At 60.0% G+C, this 22,406-nt stretch carries 16 protein-coding genes; 3 read left to right on the top strand and 13 right to left on the bottom strand.

The annotated features are described in order from the left end of the window. Positions 1-15 precede the first annotated feature (15 nt). On the top strand, positions 16-1,281 hold the full coding sequence (gene mnmA / locus ACKUTP_RS05200) for a tRNA 2-thiouridine(34) synthase MnmA (protein ID WP_409063698.1): 1,266 nt from the start codon (positions 16-18) through the stop codon (positions 1,279-1,281). 136 nt (positions 1,282-1,417) lie between these two features. Here mnmA and ACKUTP_RS05195 read toward each other — a convergent pair whose 3' ends face one another. The 3 genes from ACKUTP_RS05195 to ACKUTP_RS05185 all read right to left on the bottom strand — a co-directional run bounded on the left by ACKUTP_RS05195 (position 1,418) and on the right by ACKUTP_RS05185 (position 5,114). After that, positions 1,418-2,461: a M42 family metallopeptidase gene (locus tag ACKUTP_RS05195; RefSeq protein WP_409063697.1), complete on the bottom strand. Its 1,044-nt coding sequence runs from the start codon at positions 2,459-2,461 to the stop codon at positions 1,418-1,420. Between the two features lie 604 nt (positions 2,462-3,065). Beyond that, positions 3,066-4,232, bottom strand: a complete 1,167-nt coding sequence (gene fucO / locus ACKUTP_RS05190; protein WP_409063696.1) for a lactaldehyde reductase — start codon at positions 4,230-4,232, stop codon at positions 3,066-3,068. A 165-nt stretch (positions 4,233-4,397) separates the two neighbouring features. Beyond that, positions 4,398-5,114 carry a YoaK family protein gene (locus ACKUTP_RS05185; RefSeq protein ID WP_368141665.1) on the bottom strand — a complete coding sequence of 239 codons (717 nt, stop codon included), beginning with the start codon at positions 5,112-5,114 and terminating at the stop codon, positions 4,398-4,400. A gap of 253 nt (positions 5,115-5,367) precedes the next feature. On the opposite strand from ACKUTP_RS05185, the gene ACKUTP_RS05180 reads away from it, so the two are divergent. Beyond that, positions 5,368-7,503, top strand: a complete 2,136-nt coding sequence (locus ACKUTP_RS05180) for a YgiQ family radical SAM protein (protein WP_409063695.1) — start codon at positions 5,368-5,370, stop codon at positions 7,501-7,503. 126 nt (positions 7,504-7,629) lie between these two features. On the opposite strand, the gene ACKUTP_RS05175 is transcribed toward ACKUTP_RS05180, so the two are convergent. Both ACKUTP_RS05175 and ACKUTP_RS05170 read right to left on the bottom strand, forming a co-directional pair. Continuing rightward, positions 7,630-9,000: a PTS transporter subunit EIIC gene (locus tag ACKUTP_RS05175; RefSeq protein WP_409063694.1), complete on the bottom strand. Its 1,371-nt coding sequence runs from the start codon at positions 8,998-9,000 to the stop codon at positions 7,630-7,632. Positions 9,001-9,011: 11 nt separating this feature from the next. Then, the gene (locus ACKUTP_RS05170; RefSeq protein ID WP_035137362.1) at positions 9,012-10,490 is read right to left on the bottom strand and encodes a family 1 glycosylhydrolase; all 1,479 of its coding nucleotides are present in this window, start codon (positions 10,488-10,490) and stop codon (positions 9,012-9,014) included. A 153-nt stretch (positions 10,491-10,643) separates the two neighbouring features. On the opposite strand from ACKUTP_RS05170, the gene ACKUTP_RS05165 reads away from it, so the two are divergent. Then, on the top strand, positions 10,644-11,636 hold the full coding sequence (locus ACKUTP_RS05165; protein ID WP_055250957.1) for an AraC family transcriptional regulator: 993 nt from the start codon (positions 10,644-10,646) through the stop codon (positions 11,634-11,636). 8 nt (positions 11,637-11,644) lie between these two features. On the opposite strand, the gene ACKUTP_RS05160 is transcribed toward ACKUTP_RS05165, so the two are convergent. The 8 genes from ACKUTP_RS05160 to ACKUTP_RS05125 form a co-directional block, all read right to left on the bottom strand. Beyond that, a complete protein-coding gene (locus ACKUTP_RS05160; RefSeq protein WP_409063693.1) occupies positions 11,645-12,559 on the bottom strand; it encodes a lysostaphin resistance A-like protein in 915 nt (304 codons plus the stop codon). A gap of 88 nt (positions 12,560-12,647) precedes the next feature. Further along, entirely contained in the window at positions 12,648-12,851 is a 204-nt protein-coding gene (locus ACKUTP_RS05155) for a type II toxin-antitoxin system RelB/DinJ family antitoxin (RefSeq protein ID WP_006235351.1), read from the bottom strand. Between the two features lie 215 nt (positions 12,852-13,066). After that, the gene (locus tag ACKUTP_RS05150) at positions 13,067-14,446 is read right to left on the bottom strand and encodes an ATP-binding cassette domain-containing protein (protein ID WP_409063692.1); all 1,380 of its coding nucleotides are present in this window, start codon (positions 14,444-14,446) and stop codon (positions 13,067-13,069) included. A 3-nt stretch (positions 14,447-14,449) separates the two neighbouring features. Then, positions 14,450-15,502, bottom strand: a complete 1,053-nt coding sequence (locus ACKUTP_RS05145; RefSeq protein WP_409063691.1) for an ABC transporter substrate-binding protein — start codon at positions 15,500-15,502, stop codon at positions 14,450-14,452. A 2-nt stretch (positions 15,503-15,504) separates the two neighbouring features. Then, a complete protein-coding gene (locus ACKUTP_RS05140; RefSeq protein WP_409063879.1) occupies positions 15,505-17,259 on the bottom strand; it encodes a [FeFe] hydrogenase, group A in 1,755 nt (584 codons plus the stop codon). Positions 17,260-17,309: 50 nt separating this feature from the next. Continuing rightward, positions 17,310-19,142, bottom strand: coding sequence for an NAD(P)-binding protein (locus tag ACKUTP_RS05135; protein ID WP_409063690.1), 1,833 nt, complete (start codon positions 19,140-19,142; stop codon positions 17,310-17,312). A gap of 256 nt (positions 19,143-19,398) precedes the next feature. Continuing rightward, positions 19,399-20,781 carry a 6-phospho-alpha-glucosidase gene (locus tag ACKUTP_RS05130; RefSeq protein ID WP_409063689.1) on the bottom strand — a complete coding sequence of 461 codons (1,383 nt, stop codon included), beginning with the start codon at positions 20,779-20,781 and terminating at the stop codon, positions 19,399-19,401. A 3-nt stretch (positions 20,782-20,784) separates the two neighbouring features. Next, complete coding sequence (locus tag ACKUTP_RS05125; protein WP_409063688.1) at positions 20,785-22,401, bottom strand: PTS transporter subunit EIIC; 1,617 nt, start codon at positions 22,399-22,401, stop codon at positions 20,785-20,787. Between the last annotated feature and the right edge of the window lie 5 nt (positions 22,402-22,406).

The following is a 22,406-nucleotide window of genomic DNA, read 5'->3' as shown; positions in this document are numbered from 1 at the left end:
CCTATCGCCCATAGGTTGAGCCCACGGACGAGCCGGTCTCCTCTCTCTCCCGGCAGTCTGAGCCCATCCCAACAGGGTGTCCCACAGGACGCCCGAACTTGCTACAATGTCTGCGGCGCGGAACCAGCCTCCCGCGCCGCTTTTCTTTTTTGGCCACATGCCACCAAGGAGAACCTCCCCATGCACAACAAGCGCGTGCTCGTCGCCATGAGCGGCGGCGTCGATTCCAGCGTGACCGCGTACCTGCTCAAAAGCCAGGGCTACGAATGCGTCGGCGCCACCATGCGCCTCACCTGTCCCGCATCCGACCCCGCCATGGGCATGAGCAAAGTCGACCGCGACATCGCCGATGCAAAGGCCGTCGCCGAGCGCCTGGGGATACCCCACCATGTGCTCGACCTGCAGCAGACGTTCGACCGCAACGTTATCGAGCGCTTTGTGAACGCCTACCAGGAAGGACTGACGCCCAACCCGTGCATCATCTGCAACCGCCACATAAAGTTTGGCGCGTTGCTCGGTGCGGCGCTGGACATGGGCTGCGACTACATCGCAACGGGTCATTACGCCAAAACAAGCCAGACAGTAGACGGCACCTGGCAGCTGCATCGCGGCGAAGATCCCAAAAAGGACCAGAGCTACTTTTTATATTCGCTTACGCAGGAGCGCCTGGCGCACACGATCTTTCCGCTGGCAGGCCTAGACAAAGAGCGCGACGTGCGCCGCATAGCCGCCGAGCAAGGCTTTACCAACGCCCAGAAGGCCGAAAGCGAGGACATCTGCTTTATTCCAGACGGCGACTACGCGGGCTATATCGAGCGCCGCTGCGGACATCCCGCTGCACCGGGCGACATTGTGTGGCGCGACGGCAGCGTGGTCGGACGCCATAACGGCGCGTTGCGCTATACCATCGGCCAGCGCAAGGGCTTGGGCGTCGCGATGGCGCATCCCGTGTATGTGACGGGCGTCGATGCCGCCAACAACACCGTGCATCTGGGCGAGGCCGAGGACCTAACGGCCACAGCACTCACGGCCGACGACTGGATCTGGAGCGCCCCTGCCGACCGCATGGAGGCAGAACTCGATGCCGGCGGCATTCGCGTGGGCGCCAAGTACCGTTACCGTCAGAAAGACCAAGCAGCGACCCTTACGCGCGGCGAAGACGGGCAAATGCTGCTGACTTTTGACGAGCCGCAGCGAGCCATCGCCCCCGGCCAGGCCGTTGTAGTCTACCACGGCGACATCGTCCTCGGCGGCGGCACGGTGACCGGCGCACTTAAGTAGCCCCATCCCCTTCATAAATCGCGGTGAAATAGGGACTGTTTAAGCGTTTAAAACCGCCAAACAGTCCCTATTTCACCGCAACTTAGAGAGGACGGCCTCGGTCGGTACTGCCGTATCAGCCGAGGCCGCTGCATCGCTAGCGCTGTACGTAGGCGCGGACGAGCTCGAAGGTGTTGCGCACGCCGTCCATGTGGCTACGCTCGTAGTTGTGGCTCGCATACACGCCGGGGCCGATCAGACCATGGCGAATGTCGTAGCCGGCAGAGAGCGTGGCTTCGACGTCCGAACCGTAATGCGGATACACGTCGATAGCGTAATCGAGCTCAAGCTCGCGCGCGATATTGGACAGCGCCGTCACCAGGTCGTAGTTGTACGGACCGCCCGAATCCTTGGCGCAGATCGACACCATGTGCTCGGTGCAGCCTAGGTCGTCGCCCACGCAGCCCATGTCAACGCTGATCATCTCGCGCGTGTCGGCCGGCACGAAGGCGCCGCCGTGGCCCACCTCCTCGTACACGGTAAAGAGCAGCGAAACCTTACGCGAAAGCGTCACCTCGCCAGCGGCGACGGCACGCGCCAAGCCCAACAAAATGGCGGCCGATAGCTTGTCATCCAGGAAGCGGCTCTTAATGTAGCCGCTCTCCGTCACCGTCGTGCGAGGATCCATAGCGATGATGTCGCCGGTCTGAATACCCAGCTCGAGCACATCGTCCTTGCTGTCGACGTTCTCGTCGAGCAAGATCTCCATGTTCTTCTCGATGGTCTTGACCGGCTCGTCGGCCACGTGCGCCGAAGGCTCGGTATTGAGGACCACACCCGTGTACACATTGCCGTCGCGCGTGTAGACGGTGCAGTTCTCGCCATCGGCCGTAGACCACTGATGCCCACCAAGCGTCGTGGGACGCAGGCGGCCATTGTCCTTAATGGAGCGCACCATGGCGCCCAGGGTATCGACATGGCTCGCCAGTACGAGCGGCTCACCCTCGCCACCAAGTTCAACGAGCACGTTACCCTTATTAGAACGCTCAGGCCCAAACCCCATATCGCGCAGGGTCTCCATCAGATAATCAGTCGCCGCACGGGTATAGCCCGTCGGCGAAGCAATAGAAGTCAGCGTCTTAAGCTGTCCCGCGATATAGGAGAGCGTCTCCTCTAGAGAAGCATCGATTACAGAAGCCATGTGCATCCTTCCAAGCAAAACTAAGACCGAGTCCCGATTTTAACCGTTCTGCACGCGCAAGGCTCTGGGAGCCGAGCCACCTCCAGACGTCCTCGCGCCGATTTTGCGCACGAGCACGGCTTACGATCCCAATCTTGCATAAATCCTATCGGTATCTGCATAGAAATGAGGAATCTTTTTGCTTCGTCTCAGGGTACCCCACCTTGGGCCGTGCAAAAAACGGAGTATTCAGCATCGTGGGCCCCAACGACCCCATCGCGAACGACAAAACGACGCGGTTACAGCAGTGTTGCGGGTCGTCGCAAAGCAGAAACTCAGTAACAACCCCCTCCACTCATCGATAGCCCACCCGCAATGGCTGTCGATGGGCGCCTGCGGGCCACTACGGGCCATTCAAAACGTTATGCATTTTTAAGAGCTTGCTGAATACTCCCAAAAATGCACGCTGGGAAGTGCACCACCTATCCGTAGCGGGCAGTACACCTTGGTTTTGCCCGTCTCAGGGCATCGACGCAGCACAAAAAGCCCCGCCATGCGTAGCACGGCGGGGCCAGCGGCAAGTCAAAAGACCATACGCCTACGGGCGAAGGACCACCAAACTGGGTTATGCAACCGGGCAGATCTTCTTGAAGAGCTCGATGACGTCGTCGAGCGCCGCCTCGCGCGGGTTACCCGGGAAGCAGGCGTCGGCCATGGCGTCCTTGGCCAGGACCTCGATCTCGTCAGCCTTCATGGCCTCGCAGACGTGCGGGATATTCACGTCGGCGGAAAGCTGCTTGACGGCGGCGATAGCGGCGTCGGCAGCCTCGTCGGTGCTCATGCCCGTGGTGTCAACGCCCATGGCGACGGCAACCTTGGCCAGACGCTCGGCGCAAACCGGCTTGTTGAACTCCATGGCGATCGGCAGCAGCATGGCGCAAGCGACGCCGTGCGGGGTGTCGTAGTGAGCGGACAGCGTGTGAGCCATGGCGTGGTCGATGCCCAGGCCAACATTGGAGAAGCCCATGCCGGCGACATACTGGCCAAGGGCCATGCCCTCGCGGCCGGAGCCGGGCTGGCCGGACTTGGCCTCGGCGACGGAGTCACGCAGGTTCTCGCTGATCAGCTTAATAGCCTCAAAGTGGAACATGTCAGAGAGCTCCCAAGCACCCTTGGTGGTATAGCCCTCGATGGCGTGAGTCAGAGCGTCCATGCCAGTGGAAGCGGTCAGGCCGGCGGGCATGGAAGCCATCATGTCAGGATCGACGACGGCGACCTCGGGGGCGTCGTTGGTGTCGACGCACACGAACTTGCGGACCTTCTCGGGGTCGGTGATGACGTAGTTGATGGTCACCTCAGCAGCGGTACCGGCAGTCGTCGGCACGGCGATGGTGAACACGGCGTGGTTCTTAGTCGGAGCAACGCCCTCGAGGCTACGGACATCGGCGAACTCGGGGTTGTTGATGATGATGCCGATGGCCTTAGCGGTGTCCATGGAGGAGCCGCCACCGATGGTCACGATAGCGTCAGCCTCGGCGGCCTTAAAGGCCTCGACGCCGTCCTTGACGTTCTGGATCGTGGGGTTGGGCTTAATCTCGGAGTAGAGGCTCCAAGCGATGCCGGCGGCGTCGAGCTCGTCGGTCACCTTAGCGGTAACGCCAAACTTGACCAGATCGGGGTCGGAGCAGACGAAGATCTTCTTGTAGCCGCGACGCTGGAGCTCGCCGGGGATCTCCTTGATGGCGCCGGAACCATGATAAGAGATGGTATTGAGAACGAAACGATTAGCCATTGATAGCCTCCCATCGTGTGCGGGGCATCCATTACGCCCCGCGCTATAAGTCCCATCCTAACGCTTTTGAAACAAAAAACGCGTGAGAACGTCAAAAGTGTTAAAGCGTTTCAACAGAAGATGAAAAATACTGCGGCAAAGGGACAGCCCCTTTGCCGCATTCAGTTACTTTCGGCAGCCCTCTTTCCAAGCCTCGGCCGCAACCTTCCAGCGTAAGCGCAAGTCGCGCTCGCGGTCGATGAACATGATGGCAAACGCGACAAACAGCAGCAAGCTCGCCACGACGATGGCGTGCAGGCCCATGCGCTCAATACACCAGTTGCCCAACACGGCGCCAAACACAAAGGTAAGGATCACGCCAAAGTACAGCAGGCCGTTTTCCAAAAAGCCGCGCCTGTGGGTGATGATGTAATCGTCCACGTTTTGCAGCGCGTTGCGCAAGTTGCCGATGCACATGGTCGTAGCGATGCCGTGACCGTGGATCTTGCGGAAGCTCTCGACCTGCATGCCGCAGGCAAACGAGGTGAGGCAGTTGGCGAGCAGGTTGAAATTGCCGCCCGGGATAAAGCTCACGCCCAGTAAGATGACGGCTTCAAAGAACACCGTCACCTGACGCCAGTGGATCACGCTGCCAAACCGCTCGTGTACCAGATCGGCAAGCATAATACCCACGGCAAACGACACCACAGGGAAGAAGTAGCGCCCCGCAAGTGCCCAGTTGCCCTCCGAGATGCTCACGCCCACGAGCAGGATGTTGCCTGTCTGCGCGTTGGCGAAAACATGGTCGCGCCCAATGTACGAATACACGTCCATAAAGCCACCGGCGAGCGCCAAGATGATGCCCAGCTCAATAGACTCCGATATCTGTTTGGCACGCTGCATCGTCGTGCATCCTCCTTGTTGACGACTCTCTCGTGCGTTGGCGGAAACATAGCCGCCGTTCATACTGTAACCCATTGACAACATGGCGTGCGCGCGAGACGACCCCTTCGACACAGGGATACACAGTCTGGAAACAAACGACACCCGCATCGACACGCCGATCCGCTAGCTCATGTACTCCACCAGTCTTTTTAGCCCCGTCCCAAAAAGACTGGTTACAATTACGTGCAGCATACAAACACCGGGAGGGATCGTGGCAAAAAAGCCTCAGCACGCTCAGAACAACCAGCGCAGTCAGCAGGGCAAACAGGGCCAGCAGCAAAAGCGCGGCGGTAAGGCGCAGGGTGGGCACACCACGCATACCCCAGCAGCGCTCACACGCCCCTGGCGCCCGGGCCGCGATAAGTTCCTCCCCGTCAGCCGCGCCGACATGGATGCGCGCGGCTGGGACCAGTGCGACTTTGTCTACATCTGCGGCGACGCCTACGTGGACCACCCCAGCTTTGGTATGGCCATCATCAGCCGCGTCCTCGACGCGCACGGCTACAAAGTGGGCATCATCTGCCAGCCCGACTGGACCGACCCCGCCAGCATCACGGTGCTCGGTGAGCCGCGCCTGGGCTTTTTGGTCAGCGCCGGCAACATGGACTCCATGGTCAACCACTATTCGGTGACCAAGCACCGTCGCCATACCGACGCCTATACCCCCGGTGGCGAGGAGGGGCACCGCCCCAATCGTGCCGTCACGGTCTACGGCAACCTCATCCGTCAGACGTTCAAGGACGCTCCCATCATCATCGGCGGCATCGAGGCAAGCCTGCGCCGCCTGGCTCACTACGACTACTGGCAGGACAAGCTCAAGCGCTCGGTACTACTCGACTCGGGCGCCGACATCCTCATCTACGGCATGGGCGAGCACGCGATTGTCGAGATCGCCGACGCGCTCGACGCGGGACTGCCCGTCGATCAGATCACCTATATCAACGGCACCGTCTACCGCACAGGCTCGCTCGACGAGGTCTACGACTACGACCTGCTACCCAGCTGGGACGACCTTACCGCCGACAAGCTCAACTACGCACGCAGCTTTAACGTGCAACAGCAGAATATGGACCCCATCACCGGACATCGCCTGGTAGAGCCCTATCCCAACAGCGTCTATGTGGTGCAGAACCCGCCGTCGGCGACGTTGACGACCGATGAGATGGACGAGGTGGCCGAGCTCCCCTACGCACGCGATTGGCATCCCGACTACGATGCCGCGGGCGGCGTGCCGGCCTTTGCCGAGATCAAGTTTTCAATCAGCTCCAACCGCGGGTGCTTTGGTGAATGCTCGTTTTGCGCCCTCACCTTCCACCAAGGTCGCGTGTTGCAGATGCGCAGCCACGACTCGATCATGCGCGAGGCAGAGCTGCTCACGCGCGATCCCGAGTTTAAGGGCTACATCAACGACGTAGGCGGACCGACGGCCAACTTTAGCCGTCCCGCCTGCGACAAGCAGCTCAAGCACGGCGTGTGCAAGAACAAGCGCTGTCTGTGGCCGAGCGTGTGCAAGAACATGGTGGTCGACGAAAGCGGCTACACGCAGCTGTTGCGCGACCTGCGCCAGCTGCCGGGCGTCAAAAAGGTCTTCGTGCGCAGCGGCATCCGTTTTGACTACACCATGGCCGATGCCTCGGACGAGTTTTTACGCGAGCTGCTGGAACACCATGTCTCGGGCCAGCTGCGCGTAGCGCCCGAGCACGTGAGCGACGCGGTGCTGTCCGTGATGGGCAAGCCGAGCCGAGCTGTCTACGACGCATTCTGCCGTAAATTTGAACGCTTGAATCGCGAATACGGACTCAAGCAGTACGTGGTGCCGTATCTGATCTCGAGCCACCCTGGTTCAACCATGAAGGAAGCCGTGGACCTTGCCGAAGCCGTGCGCGACATGGGCTACATGCCCGAGCAGGTACAGGACTTCTACCCCACCCCGTCCACCATGTCGACCTGCATGTACTACACCGGTGTAGATCCGCGCACCATGCAGCCGATCTACGTGGCGCGCGACCCGCATGAGAAGGCCATGCAGCGCGCGCTCATCCAGTATCGCAAGCCCGAGAACTACAAGCTGGTGCGCGAGGCGCTAGAGAAGGCCGGGCGTCGTGATCTGATCGGCTATACCAAGCATTGCCTGATTCGCCCCGTGCCGCCACGCCCGGGCGAGACGTCTGCCGGCGGTGGGCATGGCACCGGCAAGAAGGGCGGCAAGGCCCACGGTGGCGCCGCCGGCAAGGGGCCCAAGGGCAGCAAGGGTCACGGCGGTATGTCCCGCGCGCAGAACACTGCCGGTCGCAATCGCGCGGCACAGGGGCGTCAGGGCGCCAACGGAGGCGGCAGACGCAACTAGCGCGGCGAGGCGGCATGCCGCCGTTGGCGACACGACACGCCCCACCAATAAATTGCCGCTCGCTGGGGCGTCGCAGAACGATTCCCCGGCGAGCGGCCGATTAATATTGTCTATCTCAAAACGTCGTTACTTTTTGTCGAAACGACCATAGAGCGCAAACGAGAGCGCCGCAGAGATAACCCAAGTCAAAGCGATGCAGACGACAATCATGATCAGGTTCATGGGATTGCCGCTTGGATCGGCATAAACGGGCAACGAGGTAATGCCGGGCATAACAAAGCCGAAGCACTTAGCGCCCAGAACAACGGTAAGCGCACCGCCAATGCCATCCGCAATCATCGCAGCGATAAGCGGAGTCCTGTTAGGAACCTGAACGGTAAACAAGGCGGGCTCGGAAATTCCCATAAATGCTGAGAAGGCGCACGTCATTGCAGCGGACTTGAGCTTTTCGTCGGTCATGCGCAGGGCTGCACCAAAAGACGCACCGCTTTCGGCGAGGTTATGGCAGAAAGAGATCGGGAGCAGATAGTCATACCCAAGCGTTGCGATATTGGAAATCTGGATAGGGCTCGTTGACTGATGCATGCCGAAGAGCACGATAAGCGGCATAAAGAAGCCCAGCAGAAAACCGGCAACGGGGCCTAACGTCGAGAATAGCCAAACGATACCGTTGGCAAGACCAAGACCGCACCAGGCACCAATCGGAGCGAGCACAAACAGGTTGACGGGAATCACGATAGCAAGGGAGAGCGCCGGAACGACAACGAGCTTAAAAAGATCCGGCACGACTTTGTCGATTGCACGATATACAAAAGACAAGCCAATGACGCCAAAGATAACCGGGAACACGGAATCGGCGTAGCTAAAAATCGGCACCGCAAAACCGAACAGCGCAAGGGGCGTCTCGCCCGTACCGACAGCGTTGACAATGGTCGGGTACATCAGCGATCCGGCAACACAAAGCGCAAGCGAACGGTTGACCCGGAACTTATCAGCTGTAGACATTGCCAGCAAAAACGGCAAGAAGTAGAACGGGATATCCGAAATCATATTGAATATCGCAAAGTCGCCGGCACCCGTGTCGATTCCAAAAGCCGCGATAGCAGCCAGGATGCCCTTTACGATGCCTCCCGCCACCAGTGCGGGAATGATAGCGGAAAAGATGCCGGTGATGATATCGAATACGCGAGCCGAACCTTTTTGGAGCTCAGGCTGCTCGGCGTCGGCGGAGACCTCGCCACCCATCCTGTCACCTAGCATGGGCTCCAATTCGTCATATACCGACCCCACGCTGGCGCCGATGATAACTTGCCACTGTCCGTCTTTAACCTGCGCGCCCAAGGCGCCGTCAAGCGTCTTAAGGGCCTCCAGGTCTGCCTTGCTATCGTCCTTCAGGTTGAATCTGAGCCTTGTAATGCAGTGCGTTGCCATAACAACGTTATCGGTGCCGCCCACGAGCTCGAGGACACGAGCGGCCAGTTCCTTCTTGTCTGCCACGACAATCACTCCTACCCAAGATCCTCGCCATTAGTGGCGATACATTTCTGATACCAATAGAAAGAGTCTTTACGCGAGCGCTCCGCAGTGCCGTTGCCGCAATTATCCAGATCGACATAGATAAGCCCGTAGCGCTTGTCCATCGTAAGAGGACCGCAGGCAACAAGGTCAATGAATCCCCAGATCATGTATCCGCGCACGTCAACGCCATCGATCACCGCTTCTTTAAGGCACTTTATGTGCTGGCGCAAATAATCGATTCGATACTCGTCGTGGATGCTGCCATCCTCCTCGACTACATCAGATGTACCGAGGCCGTTCTCGGCGATATACAGAGGCAGCCCATAGCGGTCATACATCTGGTTAAGGGTAACCCTCAGGCCAATGGGATCGAGCTGCCAGCCCCACTCACTCGTCTCGAGATAAGGGTTCTTGTTTGCCATGACCAGATTACCCGCAGTCTTCTCCCATCCCTGATCGCAGGTGGATACCTGGGAAAAGTAGTACGAAAAGGCCAGGAAGTCGACCGTGTTGCGAGCGATGAGCTCTTCATCGCCCGGTTCCATTTGAATCTCGATATCACACGCATCGAAATAGCGATTCATATAAGCGGGGTATTTTCCACGAGCCATCACGTCCGTATAGAACCAGTTGGAATACTGGTCGTCGTGAATAGCCTGCATGTTATCTTCGGGACGGCAGGTGGCGGGATACGTACAGAATCGAGCGATCATGCCGCCAACGGGAGTATCGGGCGAAAGACGATGGACAATCTCGACGGCACGCGCATTGGCAACGAACTCGTGGTGCAGGCACTGGAAGATGGCTCGATCGAAGTTCTCCCCCTCTTCGTCTTTGACCAGACAGACCCCGTCCCAAGGCGAAAAACGCGCTGCATTGAACTCGTTAAAAGGCAGCCAGAAATCGACCAGATCGCCCAATTCCGTAACGATTGTCTCGACATAGCGGGCGAAGAAATCAATCGTCTTGCGATTCTTCCATCCCCCATATGTGGTGACAAGATTTACCGGGATGTCATAGTGGAGCATGGTGACGAAGGTTTTAATGCCGTGCTTTTTGCACTCACCCAGCATGCTTCGATACCACTCGATGCCTTCGCGGTTAGGCTCAAGATCATCTCCGTTAGGATAGATTCGGCTCCAGCAAATAGAAGTGCGGAACAGCTTGAGGCCCATCTCCGCAAAAAGCGCGATGTCCTCACGGTAGTGATGATAGAAGTCGTTACCGCGCCTAAACGGGTAGAACTCAACACCATCATCTGCGAGAGCGTTCATTAGTTCGTCATGGCAGAAGGGGTTGTTTTGATGCTTGTCCTCAATCTGGTCATGAGTCCAGGTACCATCCAGCCATCGACAATCCTGCGTCGACTTTCCCTTTCCGCCCTCATTCCAGGCGCCATCGGCCTGCGAGCACGATATGGCTCCGCCCCATAAAAAGTCGGAGTCAAACCCATGTTTTAACTTACTCATTTGCCCTCCTTGATCGGATGCTCCAGCGGATAACCCAATACTAGGAAGAACAAGATGCATAAGATATCGCATAGAAAGCGTTTGTTTATAACATTTTTTTAGATATAATACCGTTTAAGGCATCGATTCTACCGTTCACCCCTGGAGCACCCCATGGATTCGAATCTCAAACAGCTGCTCTATACGCATACCGAGACCGAAGAGTGGCATCGCACACATCCGGGAGAGCTCAGCCCGCGATATAACAGGGTGGAAACCACAACCATTAACGGCGAAGAGGTCTATCTGTTTGATTGGAAAGAAACTCTCGACGAAAACCCTGTGGGCCTTATCAAGGAGTCGCGCTTTACCGATATTCCTCCTCATATCAATCGGGATATGGAGCTTAACTACGTGTACGACGGCGTCTGCACGTTTATCGTCAACGGACGGCGACTACTCCTTAAAAAGGGCGACGTGCTCATTTGCAACACCGGCGTAGTCAGAAGCGTTCCATACGTTAAGGGCGAGCATGATATCGTCATTTCGATCGTCTTCAAAAAAGAAATGTTCGATTCGTTGTTCCTGAGCCAGCTACCCGGCGCGTCACCATTAACGAATCTTCTATTTGATTTTGTGTCCAAAAACCGCGAGGCCCGAAAATATCTCATTCTTCCAGAGGAATACGCCCGACATGCGCGACGCCTCATCGAGATGCTCTTTATCGAATATCACTTTAAAGATGCCTATTCCAATGAACTCATGAGGCACCTCGCCGTCAGCCTATTCCTTGTTCTCATTCGAGGACTGTACCGACGCTCCGCAACTGATAACCAGGCGATCATGTCGGACGAACGCATCGTGTCGATTCTGAATCATATTGAGCGAAGCTACGGCGACTGCACACTCGAAAGCATTGCGAGCGATACGGGTTATAGCACCAGCTATCTCAGCAGCTTGATCAAGCAAAAAACCGGCAAAACGTTTTCGCAAATCAAGCTCAACCAGCAGCTCACAGAGGCGGCATATCTTCTCAATAACACCGAGCGCAGCGTGCAGTATGTAGCCCGAAAAGTCGGCATCTCCAACATGTCATTCTTTTACTCAAAATTTAAAGAAGCATTCGGCGAAACGCCAGGTGCGTTCAGGACGCATCGGTCTAATTAAAGGCGTTATTACTCAGACCGATCAGCTTCGCGCGACACGGGAATGCGCAATCGAAGCAGCGAGCGCATCGCCTCTACCAGCACAAAGCCGGCGATGCCAACCGTGACCACAACGTCGAGCGGTGTGCCCACAAACCACAGCAGCCCCATGAGATACGACCCGGCATTAAAGGCAAAGTGCAACAGGATCGTATAGCGGAGCTTTCCGGTGGTCACGAGCACCCAACCAAAAATGAGGCCGGCAGCGCCCGCGTAGCAGCCCTGCACCCAGTTCATGTGCATAAAGCCGAAGATCGCCGCCTGCAGCACGATTGCCGCGGCGACGCCCCAGGTACTCGGGGCCGCCCAGGGCACTATAGCGCCGTCTTGCGCGTTCGCGCGGCGCCGGCGTTTCCAGAGCGGACGGCACTGCGGATTAAACGCACGCAGCGAAAACTCAAAGATGATGCCGCGTACCAGGAGCTCTTCGCAAAACGGCGCGCCGAGCACCGTGGTCAGGACGGCAAGAAGGCTGGTATCGCCCATGCCCGTTTCCTCGACGAGCTCGCTATAGTCTGCCGCGACCTCGGGCAGCAGCGACAGCACGCCGTCGCATAGGTAGCTAATGACCACCTGCATGGATAGGCCGATCACGACAACGCAGGCAATGCGCTTCCATGCCGCGCTTGCTCCCCCACCGAGCGGGCGCTCGCCTTGCCGGCGCGCCATGAAGGAGCGGGGCCACAGATAACGCCACCACAGCAGCGCCATCAAAAATGACGCCATCTGAGCGGCAGCCTGGAACCATTGGATATCGAGATTGTCGATCGGGAAACCCGTCAGCGCCGACACAGCATCGAGAGCTGAAAACAGAACCACGCTCAGGGCTATATCGGCAGCAACAACACCAAAACAGGCAAGCGCCCAAATCATCGCATTGAGCATGCCAACCTCCTCAAAACCCGGCACTTAGGGACGTTCCTTAACTGCCGGCAGAAAAGGAACGTCCCCAAGTGCCGGCAGTTTGGGACAGTCATTGTTGATGAGAATCGGGCGCAGCGCCAAAAGCCCCGCTGGGCGAAATGTCGAACGGAAAGGTGCCGCAGCGATTGAAGGCGGCGATGAACATGCGGATGGCGTTGGACGGCGTGGTGCCCACGAGCTGGGTTGCCGCCGCGAAGGCTGCCTTTTCCTCGGGCAAGACCTTCGCGACAACCGGGGTCATGTGTTCTGCCATGGCGCTTCCTTTTTGAAACGACGGTGGTGCGGATGGATGCGGGCCACGCGGCTGGGCGACGGGCTGTGAAGGCAACCCGATTGGCCCGCATCTGGAGTTTGTTCTACGGCGTTGGTATTACTTGGTATTCCTAAGTATTACCCCGCAGATAGAATACCATACCCGACCCCATGGGGACGGAGAAAAAACGGATCAATTTGTTGCTGAGTAAGTCTTTAGAGCGTGATGATGTCCGAGATATTGAGGGCCCGAGCGTCAGCGGAATCGTGCGTGGCAAGCAACAGCATACGGCCGTCGAGCAAGTCGAGCACGACCTCGGTGCATGCGTCGCGCGCAGCGATGTCTAGACCGGTAAAGGGCTCGTCCAGAATCACTGCGCCGCCCGGACACAGCAGGGCTCGGGCAATCTCGACGCGACGGCGCTGCCCGCCCGAGAGCTCGGCCACGCGGGCATGCACATCGATCCCCGGTACCAGCAGGCGCAACAAGGCAGCGGCACTCGAGGCATTCACGCGTGCATCGGCGCACACCAGCACGTTATCCAAAGCAGAGGCGTCCTCGACCAGGCGCACATCCTGAAACACCATGGAGCACGGTGCGCACTCCCCCGCCACCAGCGCAAGCAACGTCGACTTGCCCACGCCCGAAGCGCCCATCACACAGGTGCGTCCACCGGCGGGCACATGAAGCACCAGTCCGTCGAGCGCCGGCGACCAGGGCGCCCGGTCGCCCACGGCGAGCGCAAGCTCCGCAGCAGCCCCGCCGCCAGCAGAGCCGCGCGCACGCCCGCGGCCACCGCGCCCATGCGCCCGCACGGCAGTACGCCACGCCACGGGCCCCGAAGCCCGCAGCAACCACACCAGCACGCGCTCGCATGCCCACGATGCCGCCACGATCAGCACGGTCCACGCCAGCAGGTCCGCCGTCTCGATCAAAAGCTTCGCCTGATAGATGCGTTCGCCCACGGTGCCCGTCGCCATGCCGATGAGCTCCGCCGCCACGCCGGCCTTCCAGCTCATGCCGATCACGGCACGCGCACACGAAAGCACAAACGGCAGGACCTCGCGCCAGGTATGGGCGCAAAACAGACGCCAACCCTGCACGCCATGCAGACGAAACATCTGCTCCAGCGGCTGATCAACCTGTGCCAAACCCTCAACCAGCGAAAAATACACGCCCGGCAGCGCCATCAAAAAGACCACGGCGATGCTCACGCGCGCCGACCCCAGCCAAATGAGCAGCAGGACCACCACGCAGGCAACCGGCGTCGCCTTTACAAACGAAAGCGCCGGCGCCACCAAGCGCGCAAACGCCCGCGAGCGCGACGAAATTCCGGCCAGCAGACCACCGCACACCGCGGCAAGCGCCAAACCGCCTAGAATCCGCGCACCCGAGCCCGCCAGAATCGCCCACGTGCTGGCATCGCACACCAGCCGCAGCAACGCCACCACGACAGCGCCCGGCCCCGGCAAAATCAACGGCTGCGCCACGAGACCCGCCACCAGCACCCACACGGCAAGCCAAAAGGCGGCGACGGCACCACCTGCCGCCACCGCCTTCATACGCTCTGTCATGTGTCGAGCAAACGCACGCACGGGCTACTCCATGTAGTAGAAATCACCAGCCGGGAGCTTGCCGCCCACGGCGCTCGCGTCCGCATCGGCCAGCACCTGCAGGTACCCACCGAGCGCCGCCTTCATATCCCTCCCCGTCTGGCACACGAGCATGCACCCGGGAATCGCCTTTTCGGCAATCGCGGCGTTATCCACGATACCCGCATCGGCCACGGCCTGAGCCCAGTCCGCCGGCGCCACGTTCACGGCCTCAACGCTCGCAGCATGGCAGCTCAGGAATTCCGCCACGGCCTCGGGATGCTCCTCGGCAAAGGCGCGGCGCACCACGGTCACGCCCGTCAGCAGGCGCGAACCCGTGTCACCTGCCAGCTCATCCCACACATCGGTCAGACTTACCGGAGCCGACAGCTTGCCTTCGCTCTTTGCGATGGCAGCGGTCTTGAACGGCTCGGGTAGCACGCCCACGGCAGACGAATCGGCAAGCAACGCCGACAGCACCTCGGTGGGCTCGCTCTTAAACTCGAGCGTAACCTGGCCGGTCAGGCCCGCGCGCTCCAGCAGGTAGTTCATGACGTACTCCGGCGTGGCGCCCTTGCCCGTCATGTAGACGGTATGGCCCGCCAGATCGCCAAACGAAGTAACGTCCGCGTTACCCGTCACCACGTTCAGCACGCCCAGCGTGTTGATATCGATGACCTGCACCGCACCCTCGGTCTTGCTGTAGAGCACGCTCGCCACGTTGGCGGGCACCAAGGCAATGTCGACATCGCCCTGAATGACCTTGGGCACGATCTCGTCGGCCACGGCGCTGATCGCAAAGTCGAACTCGTTATCTGTCTCGCCACTCGCTGCCTGGTCCATAAACTGCACCAGCCCAATCGACGTCGGACCCTTGAGCGAGGCGACGTGCACCTCGACGGGCCCCGCGGCGGTCGCCGCACCACCGGCAGCCGAGCCCGCGGCGGACCCCGCCCCCGCAGCTCCGCCGCCACAGCCAGCCAGCGCGAGCGACAACGCGCCCGCGGCGAGCGCCGAGGCAAACCCCCGGCGCGACAGCTCAACATTAAACGCGCGCATCGCTAGCACGTCCCCTCGTTAGGCATCGTCCATGCGTGATGGTCGGTATGCAGCAATTCCTCGGCCAGCGGCGAGAGCGGCGCACCCAAGAACTCGCTATAGCACGCCTGAACATCGGGATTCTCGTGCGAGAAGCGAATCTCGGCGTTCGCATCGAGGCCCCAGAGCACCTGACCGCGCTCGGCTGCCAGCTCGCAGCCGTCGTGAATGGGCTGACCGCCGCCACCGGCGCAGCCGCCCGGGCACGCCATGACCTCAACGAAGTCATAGCTCACACGGCCGTCGCGAATCGCGTCGAGCAGACGTTCAGCGTTGCCCAGCCCGTGTGCCACGGCGACGCGCACCTTAGTGCCATCGATATCGGCGACGGCTTCCTTCCAGCCGTCGAGTCCGCGCACGTCGGTAAAGAAATCGGCATCCGGGTTCTTGCCCGTCACCAGGTAATAGGCCGAGCGCACGGCGGCCTCCATCACGCCGCCCGTGGCACCAAAGATCACACCCGCGCCCGTGCCAAAGCCCAGCGGCGTATCGAGCGGCTCCTCGACCAGCGTGTCAACGCTCACGTGGCTCGCGCGGATCATGCGCACCATCTCGCGCACCGTCAGCGCAACGTCCACGTCGGGCGCGCCGCCCTCGCCCATCATGCTCGGCAGCGCACACTCGGCCTTCTTGGCCGTGCATGGCATAACGGACACCACGAACAGACGCTCGGGCTCCACGCCCAGCACCTTGGCGTAGTAGGTCTTGGCGATAGCGCCGAACATCTGCTGCGGCGACTTTGACGTGGACAGGCTGTCGACAAACTCGGGGTAACGTGCCTTCACAAAGCGCACCCAGCCCGGGCAGCAGCTCGTAAACATGGGCCAGCCGCGGCTGTCGCCCTCACCCTTAGCGGCGGCGCCCAGGCGCTCGAGCAGCTCGGAGCCCTCCTCCATAATGGTGAGATCGGCCGAGAAGTCGGTGTCGAACACGTACTCAAAGCCCACGCGGCGCAGCGCACAAGCCAGGCGCTCGACGGTAGCCTCCTCGCGCGGAATGCCGAGCTCCTCGCCCCAGGCGCTACGCACGGCCGGCGCAATCTGCACCAGCACGATCTTGTCGGGATCGGCGATAGCGTCGAACACGGTCTCGGTATCGTCACGCTCGCGCAGGGCGCCCGTCGGGCAATGCGTGATGCACTGGCCGCACGCGACGCAATCGGTCTTGCCGATCGGCGCACGCCCGCGGGTGCCCACGGCGGTATGCGTGGCGCGGTTGGTCAGGTCCCAAATCCCTAAGCCCTGCACGCTCTCGCACACCTTGATGCAGCGCATGCATTTAATGCACTTGTCGTTTTCGCGGATGATGGGAAAATCGAAATCCCAGCCCTCGCCCGCCAAATGCCTTTGATACGGCAGATAGAAGATGCCCAGGTCGTTGGCGATGGTCTGCAGGTTGCAGTTACCACTGCGCACGCAGCTCGTGCAGCGCGAGTCGTGCTGGGACAGCAGCAGTTGCACGTTGGTGCGACGCGCCTCGCGGGCTTTGGGGCTGTTGGTGTGGACCACCATGTCGTCGAGCACGTAGTTGTTGCAGGCGGCAACCAGCTGGTCGCAGCCCTCAACCTCGACCACGCACACGCGGCAACCGCCAATCTCGTTTAGATCGCGTAGGTAGCACAGGGTGGGAATCTGGATGCCGACGGACTTGGCCGCGTCCAGGATCGTGGTGTGCTCGGGCACCACGACCTCGCAATTATCGATAGTGAGCTTGACCATGTTGAGTGCTCCGCTTTCGGTGTTGTCGCTGACAGTGGGGTTGTTGAGCTCTACCATTCCAGGTTCCTCCCTCCGCGGAACGCACCAAAGCCAAAGTGGTCGCAACGCAGGCAGCGGCTTGCCTCCTGGCGTGCCTCCTCCTCGGTAAGGCCCTGCTCGACCAGATTCCAATCGTGGATGCGCTCGCCGGCCTCGCGCTCGCCCAGCTCGCAGCGGCCGCACTCGTGCTTGCCCTTAAACTGTACGGTCGGTAGCTCAACGTCAAGCTTGATCTTGTGGTCAAAGCCCAGATAGCGATCGATATTTGCCGAAGCAACGCGGCCGGCGTTGATGGCCCGGATGACGGTGGCGGGACCGGTCTGGCAGTCGCCGCCGCTAAAGAGGCCATCGAAGTTGGGCACTGCGCCATCCGAATCGGTAACGACGCGACCCCACTTGCAGGCGATGCCCATGTCCTCAAACGGCTTGGAATCGATGTCCTGGCCAATGGCCACAAACACGCGCTCGCAGGGAATGACGCGCTCGGGCGTGGCTGCGGCACGCGGGGCCGGACGCCCACGGCGAGGCTCGCCGATAATCTGCGGTTGCACGCGCAGGCCGCTCACGCGACCATCTTCGCCCGTCTCGATGGCGAGCGGGGCCGTAAGCTCCAGAACCTCGCAACCCTCGGCCTGGGCGCCGGCGATTTCGGCGTCCTGAGCCGTCATATCGCAGATGCGACGGCGGTAGACGATGCTTACCTTTTCGGCGCCGCAGCGCACGGCAGAGCGCGCCACGTCCATGGCCACGTTGCCGCCGCCGATGACGCACACGCGCTGGCCGCTCAGGTCGGGCAGTTCGTCGTCTCCAATGGCACGCAGCATCTTGACGGCCGACTCCACGCCGGGCGCCTCTTCGCCCGGAAGGCCGAGCTTCTTGTCGCTATGGGCACCGATGGCCAGATAGACGGCATCGAACTCGTCGCGCAGGCGGACAAGCTCCTCGCCGTTGACGGAGTGATCGAGCTCAACGTCGATGCCGGCGCTCAAGATCCAGTCGGTCTCGGCCTGCAAGCGCTCGCGCGGCAGACGATAGCTGGGGATGCCGTAGCGCAGCATGCCGCCCAGGTGGTGGCGCTGCTCAAAGATGGTCACCTTATGGCCCATCACGGCCAGGTAGTAGGCGCAGGAAAGGCCGGCCGGGCCGCCGCCGATCACGGCGACGCGCTTACCGGTGTTGTCCACTACATGCGGCTTGTGGTCGTTGAGGTCACTGTGCTCAACGGCAAAACGCTTGAGGGCGAGGATGTTCATGGGGTCGTCGACCATGCCACGGCGGCAATGCATCTCGCAGGGATGCTCGCACACCAGGCCGCAAACGAGCGGCAGCGGGTTATTCTTGCGGATGACCTTGACGGCATCGGCATAGCGGCCGGCCTCGACGAGCGAAATGTAACCGGGAATGTCGACGTGCGCCGGACAGCCCGAGACACACGGGACGCGGGCCTCACGATCAAAGCCGCAGGAGTGCTCGCTAATGTGATGCTCAAAATCGTCGCGGAAGCCGCGAATGGCCGTGAGCGCCATGGCGCCGGCCTCGTAGCCGATGGCGCAATCGCTCGAAAGGTAGATGGTGCGGGCCGTGCGCTCAATCAGGTTGAGTGTGGACTCATCGGCGCGCCCTTCGAGCACATCGGCGAGCAGGTCGCTCAGCGCGCTTAGGCCCACGCGGCAGGGCGTGCACTTGCCGCAGCTCTGGGTGGAGCACAGGTTGACGAGCGCTGCCGTAAACTCCACGGGACACGGGGCGAGCGAGCTCACCGCCAGACGACGTCCGAGCGCATCGTGCAGATCGTCCATGACGGCCTGAGCGTGGCTGCGTTCCATTACATGCAGTCGAGCCATAAGATCCCCTCTCACATGGCAGCCCGGAGGCGAGGCCGGGCGAAGTTGCTACACGCACAACACTGACCTAAAAAGTTGTTAGGTCTTCACGCAGTTCGGCAGGCGGCATGAAATGTCACCCTCAGCGGTGAAATAGAACATTACCGCAGATAAATGCCATATTTGATAAAACGCGTTACCAAACGACAATGCCCCGCCCACGCAATCACGTGGACGGGGCATTGCTCATGGTATGCGGCCAGCGACCCTGTTGCTTTTACTTAAGCTCGGGCCAGTAACCCTTGTTGGCCTCGATCATGTCGTCGAGAACCTCCTTGGCGACCTTCATCGAAGGCACGGTCTTGTTGAGCGTAAAGGCCTTGAGCGCCTTCTCGTACGAACCCTCGATCGTAGCCTCGACCACGAGCTTCTCGGAGTTCAGCTGCTGCATCATGAGGCCCTGCTGGAACAGAGGAATGTTGTCACGGCTGATGACCTCGGGGCCGTTCTTGCCAATGTAGGCAGGCAGCTCGACCATAGCGTCGTAGGGCATGTTGGGGATAGCGCCCTTGTTCTCGCAAATGACCAGGAAGCGCTGCTTGGTATCGTTCTTCAGAGCGATAGCCAGGTCGGCAATCCAGTCGCCGTGGCTGCCCGCATAGAACGTGCTCTCGTCGATCTCGCCGGTCTTCTCGTAGTGGTCGATGCCGTCGAAGAGGTTCTTCTCGCGCGTCTCCTCAACCTCGTTAGCACGGGTGCGCTCGGGGTTGGAATGCTCGACGAACTCCTTCTGCTGCAGGTAGTAGTTCAGATACGTGTTGGGCAGGTACTCCGGGAAGCACTCCATGATCTCGTACTCGCCCTTCCAGACGTAGTACCAGCTGCCCTTAGTGTGGCGGTTCTGCTCGGGATGCTCGTCGGCGGTCTCCTCGGGCTTCTTTGCCATGAGCGAGCCCATGCCCTTGAGGTAAGAATCGGGCAGCAGAATCTCGTGCTCCTTGATGTACTCGCGCAGCTGCGGGAGCACCTCCTCGCCCTTGTGGCGGATCGAGGTGAACCAACCAAAGTGGTTGAGGCCAAAGTAATCGTACTCGACATCTTTCTTGTCGATGTCGAGCGCGGCGCAAACCACGTCGATGATCGCGATCGGCATGTCGCAGATGTTGATGATGCGAGCGTTGGGACGCAGCACACGGCAACCCTCGGAGACGATGGCGGCAGGGTTGGAGTAGTTGAGAATCCAGTAGTCCTTCTTGGCGTACTTCTCAACGTCATCGATCAGCTCGACCATGGGGAAGATGGTGCGTATGCCGTAGGCAAGGCCACCGCAACCGCAAGTCTCCTGACCCACGCAGCCGTGACGCAGCGGAATCTTCTCGTCCTGCTCGCGCATGGCGTAGCCGCCCACGCGCATCTGGGCAAACACGAAGCTGGCATCCGTAAAGGCAGTCTCCTTGTCGGTGGTCACCGTGAGCTTGATGTCCAGGCCGAGGTCCTCGTGCAAAATCCAGTCCACGAGCACGCCAATCTTGCGCTGGCGCTCCTCGTTGATGTCGTACAGACGAATCTCGTCAACGTCGAGCTCGTCCTTGCGCAGGGCGATGGACTTGACGATGCCGGGGGTAAAGGTGGATCCGCCACCACACAGAGTAATGATCATTGTTTACTGCTCCTTCTCAATTGCGTTTTCGACCTTGTCGCGCATCTCGGCGACCTTCATGCCAAAGATGATCTGGATATTGTTGCCGTTGCGGTTGATACCGCTGTTGGGCACGTGGTTAATGAGGTTCTCATCGATGAGGCCCGGGTTCTTAACGTTCACGCGGAGACGCGTAAAGCAGTTCTCGAGCTCCTCGATGTTGTCCTTGCCACCAAGACCTGCGACCAGGTCGGCAATGCCAGCATCGACGCCCTCTGCGGGAGCCGCGGCAACAGCGCCCTGCTTCACCGCGACAGACGCGGCGGCCTCGCCCTCGGCAACGGACTCAGCAAGCTCGGACTCCTCCTCGCGGCCAGGCGTGTGGAGGTTGAGCTTCTTGATAAGGAAGGTGAAGAGGAAGAAGTACAGAGCGGCGTTGACGACTCCAAGTACCAGCATAACCGGCCAGTTGGTCTTATCGACACCAAGAACCAGGTTGGAAACCACGATGTTGATGATGCCGCCTGCAGTCGAAGCGGGCACGGAGAGAACCTTGAGCAGGACCAGGAAGATGCCAGAAAGAACCGAGTGAACGACAAAGAGCACGGGAGCGGCAAAGACAAAGAGGAAGTCCATGGGCTCGGTCACGCAGGAGAGCACGGCGGTGATGATCAGCGGGATGATAACGGCTTTGGTCTTATCCTTGTTCCCCTTGTAAGCGGTGACGATAAAGGCGAGACCGATACCGATGTAGGGCCACAGGTTGTTGAAGGTGTAGCTGTTGAAATAGGTGCTATCGGAGAAGGGCTGGCCCGTCATTGCCATCTCGGCAACACGGATGGGATAGGCGCCGGCGATAACCTGATCACCCAGCGTCAGGGTGCCACCCACATCGGAGAACTGGAACGGGGTGTAGATGAGGTGGTGCAGACCGGTGGGAACAAGCAGCTTGTTGAGCATGCCGTAGATAAACAGACCGATGTTGCCCGACTCCTTAATGATGCCGGCAACGGAGGAGATGGCACCCTGAACCGGAGGCCAAACGATGCAGAAGCCAGCGCCCATGATCCAGGAAATGATGATCATGATCAGGAACGGAAAGCGAACGCCCGAGAACATCGAAAGGGCAATGGGGAACTGTTTGTTCGAGTACTTGTTGAACACAGCACCGGTGATGCAACCGAGGATGATGCCGCCAAATACGCCGGTATCGAGTACCTGGATGCCCATAACGGTGGCCTGGCCGGTTCCGGTAAGGCCGAGCATGCCGCTCGCATCGGCAAGAGAGCCGGTGGCGTTGAGCACGATGTTGTTAGCCTGCAGGAACAGGAAGAACGACATCAGGGCGATCAGCGAAGCATGGCCCTTGTTCTTCTTTGCCATGGCGCCGGCGATGCCCACGCAGAACAGAATCGAGAGGTTGTTGATGATAAACATCAGCGACTGATAGACAACGGCGCCCACAAGCTGGAACGGACCGAAGCCCAGCACGGGGATCATGGCGCAGATGGTCTTGTTGGTCAGAATGATGCCCACGATGAGCAGGATGCCGGCAACCGAGAGATACATCATCGGCTGAACGATCGACTTCGCGAACACCTCCAACGGCGCTTTGAAATTGAACTTCTTTTTTGCGGTCATAGCGG

This window comes from Collinsella sp. wc0529 (genome assembly GCF_046116875.1).
In the GTDB taxonomy this organism is placed as follows: Bacteria; Actinomycetota; Coriobacteriia; order Coriobacteriales; family Coriobacteriaceae; genus Collinsella.
Note: the sequence above shows the minus strand (reverse complement) of the source record. Positions and strands in the feature narration are given on the sequence as shown.